Origin of the sequence: Camelimonas fluminis, from assembly GCF_014656355.1 — a bacterium.
GTDB classification, from domain to species: Bacteria; Pseudomonadota; Alphaproteobacteria; order Rhizobiales; family Beijerinckiaceae; genus Camelimonas; species Camelimonas fluminis.
In genome coordinates, this window is the sequence record NZ_BNCG01000083.1 from 1 (window position 1) to 5352 (window position 5352).

The following is a 5352-nucleotide window of genomic DNA, read 5'->3' on the forward strand; positions in this document are numbered from 1 at the left end:
CATCATGTCAATCGGACTCCGCAAATGGGCGCATGGGTTCTGATCAGAGAGTCTTGGTATCAACCGTCAGCTTGTCTGGCGCTGGGGCAGGTTCAGCCAGTGGCGGCGGGGGAGGCAAAGGCGCCGCTTCGGCAGCCGGCGTGTGCACCGTGCTGGAGCTGAACCGCCGGACTGGCGAGGTCACGGAGCTGACTTCCAACATGCTCGTCAAGGACCAGTCACCGGCGATGATCGCACGGGTGAAGAAGGCGCACGACGCGGTGATGGCGGTCGACGCGCGAGCCGGATCAGCGCCGTCCGAACAGGACTGCAAGGACGTCGACGCGATCATCGGGGCGTTGAAGTAGGACCGCGCGGCCATGCGGATTGCGCCGCCTAAAGGTGATCGCGCCGCTGGCCGCGACGATATTGATTCAGGTCGATGTCAATTCCGGTCTCGTCAACGCCCGCAGGCGTTGCCAGGTCCGGCGCACCAGTCGTCGCGCCGCCGCCGCTTTCCCATCCCTGTCGGATAGCGCAAGGTATCGGTTTCGACAGATGGAGGGCGATGTGACGCCGCGCCAAACAGTGGAGCGCTGGGTAGCCTTGTTCAACGCGGCCGACGCGGCTGGCCTGGCGGACCTGTATCATCCAGACGCCGTCAACCATCAGGTGACGCAGGCGCCGGTTGAAGGCCGGGAGGCCATTCACGCGATGTTCGTGCGGGAGTTCGCATCCGCCGAAATGCACTGCATGGTGGAAGCAATCCACGAGGCAGGCGATGTGGTGGCGCTCGAATGGCGCGATCCATTGGGATTGCGTGGCTGCGGCTTCTTCACAGTGCAGGATGGGCGCATATCTTTCCAGCGCGGCTACTGGGACAGGTTGAGCTTCCTCAGGATGCATGGGCTGCCAATCGGGTAAGCCGCTGTGACCGACGCCCGGCTCGCGAAAAATATGCCCGCCGCGTTTGGATTGCAGTCCGACAGAATGGAGTATTTTCAAAAGGCTGTTCCCGGGAAGTCCAGGCTCACGCGGGTTTGCGTTCACAGATATGCCTGGGGGTTAGCCGCACGCATGGAGAGCTTCACATGGCCCGACTGGATGTCCAGGTCATCCAGGTTGCAACAATTTGTAACGGACGCACCCCGCGCTGTGTTGCTAAAGCCAGTTTGAGAATGTCGGCCAGGTCGATCCGACGGTTGTTTCTCTGCCTGGCGATGTCGCCAGCATCAGCGGATGCGGTTGGCGATTGTCGCCTGGCGAGGCGGCCATCTGGCAGGGTGCAAAATCCCCCGCCGGCTCTTCACCGCCGAATTCTCATGCATGGCGCGTTGCGCCCAGGAGCACCAGAGGCGTCATGATTTATCATCTATCCCGTCGTCGGCTGATAATCGGCGCGGCGCAGGCAACCGTAGCGCTAACCTGGTCTGGCTCGTCAGGCGCTGCCGTGACGCTCCCGAAAATGACGGTGACGCGCGACCCTTATTGCGGCTGTTGCGGCAGTTGGGTTGAGCATGTCAGGGGGGCCGGATTTCCCGTCGAGGTGGTCGAGATCGCCGATGTCATGCCGTTGAAGACCAGGCTCGGCGTGCCCGCGGCGCTGACATCCTGTCATACGGCGGAGGTCGACGGTTACGTGATTGAAGGACATGTTCCAGCGGAGGCGATCAGGCGGCTGCTGGTCGAGCGTCCCAGGGCCACTGGCGTCGCGGTCGCGGGCATGCCCGTTGGGTCGCCGGGAATGGAGGTCCCGGATCAACCCTCCCAGGCTTATGAGGTCATCCTGTTCTCAAACGACGCGCCGCGGGTCTTTGCGCGTTATCGCGGGTTGCGCCAGATCTGAGGGCCGGGAGGGGCGCGTCCGTTTTGGGCCACTCGTGATGGCATGGTCTCACGGCGGCGCCTGCCAGCTGGAGGGGCGGCCTTCCCGCCGCTCCTGCTTGTAACGTCAGGCGGCGCGCATTGACGGATGGGCAATCCCGTGGACGACGGCGCCTGTTTTCAACCGCCCTCCGGGGCGGTTTTCTGTTGGCCCGGAGGCGCGGCGTCAGGCGGTTATCCTTGAGTGGCGCACAACCCATCACGCGCAATTGAAACCGGGAAACCCGCCATCAGGCATCATCCCGCCCTATGCTGTGGTTCTGGCCAGGCGCCGTCAATTTGCCGGAAGGCTTCAAGCCGGCGCGGGAGGCGAAATGTTTAGCCGACGTGAAGTCCTCAAGGCGTCCGCTGCCCTTGCCGGCTCTGCTGCATTCACCGGCGCCGAGGCGCGGCTGCGGGCCGGCGCGGATCGCCTCTGCTATGCGCCCGCTATTGACGTTCTGAGAGGGTTCTTTGAGGGGAAATTGTCCCCGCCGGAGGTTCTGGACGCCCAGATCCGCCAGATCGAGGCCTACAATCCGAAGGTCAATTGCATAACGCGCACGCATTTTGACGAGGCCCGAAAGCAGGCTGAACAAAGCCAGAAACGCTACAAGGCTGGCAATCCGCGGCCGCTCGAAGGCGTCACGGTCGCCGTCAAGGATGAATATGCGGTCAAGGGGTGGGTGACGACGATGGGGTCGCGCCTGCTGGAGCATGCGCCGCCAGATCCGGCTGACAGCCCTGTCATCGAACGGCTGCGGGCGGCCGGCGCTATTTTTCACATTCAGACGACCGTTCCGGAATTTTATGTCTGGATGACAACCGCAACCCCGTTGTGGGGCGTCACGCGAAACCCCTGGAACCTTGCCTTCACCCCTGGCGGGTCCTCGGGTGGATCCGGCGCTGCACTCGCCGCCGGGTTTACAACGCTGGCGCTTGGCTCCGACATGGGCGGCTCCATCCGCATCCCGTCGTCACAGTGCGGCCTCTACGGCTTCAAACCGCCATTTGGCCGCGTGCCGACAAGCGAGGTGCCGTACGAAACCCAGGGGCCCATGGCGCGCTCGTTTGACGACCTCAACCTTCTGACTCAGGCGATGGTCGGGCCGCATCCAGCCGTCCATTCCTCCTTGCGGCCCAGGCTCAACTTTCCGGTGTCCTATGCGCCGGTGACTGGATGGAAGCTGGCCTTCTACAACGGCGCGGGAATATCCGCGATGGAGCCGGCGGTCCGCTCCGCCATGGACCAGGCGCAGGAAAAGTTCCGCAAGCTTGGCGCGACGGTTGAAGCCGTTGATCTCGGCTTCAACGCCCAGGATATGAGCGCGTTCATCGCCGGCCTGTTCTCGACCAGCATGGGTGGCCTCGCGACAGAGGCCATGAAAGCGCCAGAGAAGCTGGCCGCATATACCCGCTTCATGCTGGAAAGCCTGAACGGTAAAACCGGACCAGAGGCGCTCGTCGCCGCCGACGCCTTGCTGGATCGTTATCACAACGCGGTCCAGAAGCAGGTTTTCGGCAAGGGCTTTGACGCCATCGTCATGCCAACCCTGGCGACGCCGCTGGTTCCGGCCGCGCATGGGCTTGAGCCAGCGAAAGACACCGTCTCCATCGACGGCGAGAATGTGCATGGTCTTGGCTTTGCGTTCACCTGGCCATGGAACCTGCTTGGTCGCTATCCGGTCGTCGCCGCGCCTGCGGGCTTGGGTCCGGAGAGTATGCCCATTGGCCTGCAGATCATCACCAACACGTTTGACGACCTGAAGGCCTTCCAGCTCGCCGGGGCATACGCCGGGGTCGCGCAACCATTGTTCACGGGCGATGCATTCCCGAAGTTTGTTTGAAAATGGGGTGTGGCATGCGCAGAACGGCGGCTTTCCGCTCAGTCCTCTTGGCGGCGTTGATGCTGTCGTTGCCCGCCTGCACCCTCACGCAGCGCACGCCGTTCTCCGCCAGGGAGCAGGCGCTGGCCGAAATTCCCGGTATCCCTGACGCCCGCTTCTGGGCTGACGCGGATGCGGCGTCCACCGCCGCGGCGCGCTATGCGCACGATGTCCGTGGACCGATCCGCTACCTTGCCCTGTCAGGCGGCGGCGGAGACGGCGCCTTTGGGGTAGGCGTGCTCAAGGGCTGGACCGAGAGTGGATCACGCCCCCGGTTCACCATTGTCTCGGGAGTCAGCACGGGCGCGCTGATCGCGCCTTTCGCATTCCTGGGGCCCGCCTATGACGACGTCCTGAAGGCGATGTACACCGACGGCTATGGCATTACGCTGGTCGACAATCCTGATCCTGTCAGCGCGGTGTTCGGGTCAGGCGTCTTTGACAGCGATCGTTTGCTGCGGCTCGCAAGGCAGTTCGTGACCCACGAGGTCATTGCTGCGATTGCGGAGGAGCACCGCAAGGGACGGCGCCTGCTGATCCAGACGACAAACCTCGACGCCCAGCGCCCGGTCGTCTGGAACATGGGCGCCATCGCGGCAAGCGGCGCGCCGGGCTCCGAAGAACTGTTCCGGCGCGTCATGACCGCTTCTTCAAGCATCCCCGGGATTTTCACCCCAACGATGATATCGGTCACTGGTGGCGGCAAGGCGTTCAGGGAAATGCATGTAGACGGCGGCGTGGTGTCCAATGTCTTCATCCTGCCGGGGCACATGATGTTCGTGCAGCCCAGGGTGGCCCTGCAACAGGGCGGAGGGATCTACATTCTCAATAACGGCAAGCTCGATCCCTCGTTCGAGGTGGTGCAAAACAAAACGGCTGACATTGTTGGCCGTTCCCTCTCGACCATGATCGCCTCCGGTTCGCGCTCCACTCTTAATGCGACCTACCATTTCGCGCGGAAGAACGGTCTTGCCTTCAATCTGACGGCCATCCCTCCTGAAGTTGATAATTCCGGGACCATGGCGTTCGACACCGAAGAGATGCGCAAGCTTTACGCCTTCGGTCTGGAATATGGCAGGTCTGGCGGGTTGCGATCGCAGCGACCGCCCGCTGTCCAGGCTGACATCGCCTTCAACCAGTCCAATCCCCGGCCAGCGCATTCGGCGCACGGGTCTCCTGACGCGGCCGTTCAGCCCATGCGGGCAAGCAGATAGTTTGCGCTGTCCGGCCTGTCGCCATTGAGCCTTATAACGACGCGGTCAGGCAAGCGCCTTATGGTCAGCCGCTGGCGGCCTGGACGGGCAGCTGTTGAGCCCCGACGTGGACGGGCAGGTCTGAGACAGACATTTTCCGTCGCCCGCTACGCGTTGGTGGCCTGACGCAAGAGGCTGATCGCGACAGGGGAGGGGGCCGGATGGAGGAACCTTTCCCCGCCGGATTTTGCTGGGTCTGTCGAAAATATCCATGCCGTATAACGACATGCGAACGGTTACATCTGTTACGTCCACAGGGTGGGGGGCGATGTTGTGACGACTGGATGAATGGGCGTTGACATGTGGGGACGGTGGGTCCTATAAGGCACCCATCGGCGGCGGGGTTCACCCGCTGTTTCAGCCAGACCCTT

The 5352-nt window shown here is 63.0% G+C and carries 5 protein-coding genes; all 5 read left to right on the forward strand.

What is annotated here, in order from left to right; genetic code table 11:
- The coding region (locus IE243_RS23305) for a hypothetical protein (RefSeq protein WP_210319956.1) at positions 1-347 on the forward strand (347 nt) is incomplete at its 5' end.
- 202 nt (positions 348-549) lie between these two features.
- A complete protein-coding gene (locus tag IE243_RS22035) occupies positions 550-903 on the forward strand; it encodes a nuclear transport factor 2 family protein (protein WP_191321450.1) in 354 nt (117 codons plus the stop codon).
- Between the two features lie 436 nt (positions 904-1339).
- Entirely contained in the window at positions 1340-1825 is a 486-nt protein-coding gene (locus IE243_RS22040) for a DUF411 domain-containing protein (RefSeq protein ID WP_191321451.1), read from the forward strand.
- 352 nt (positions 1826-2177) lie between these two features.
- Positions 2178-3689, forward strand: a complete 1512-nt coding sequence (locus IE243_RS22045; RefSeq protein WP_191321452.1) for an amidase — start codon at positions 2178-2180, stop codon at positions 3687-3689.
- A 59-nt stretch (positions 3690-3748) separates the two neighbouring features.
- Positions 3749-4942: a patatin-like phospholipase family protein gene (locus IE243_RS22050; RefSeq protein ID WP_244643317.1), complete on the forward strand. Its 1194-nt coding sequence runs from the start codon at positions 3749-3751 to the stop codon at positions 4940-4942.
- Positions 4943-5352: the final 410 nt, after the last annotated feature.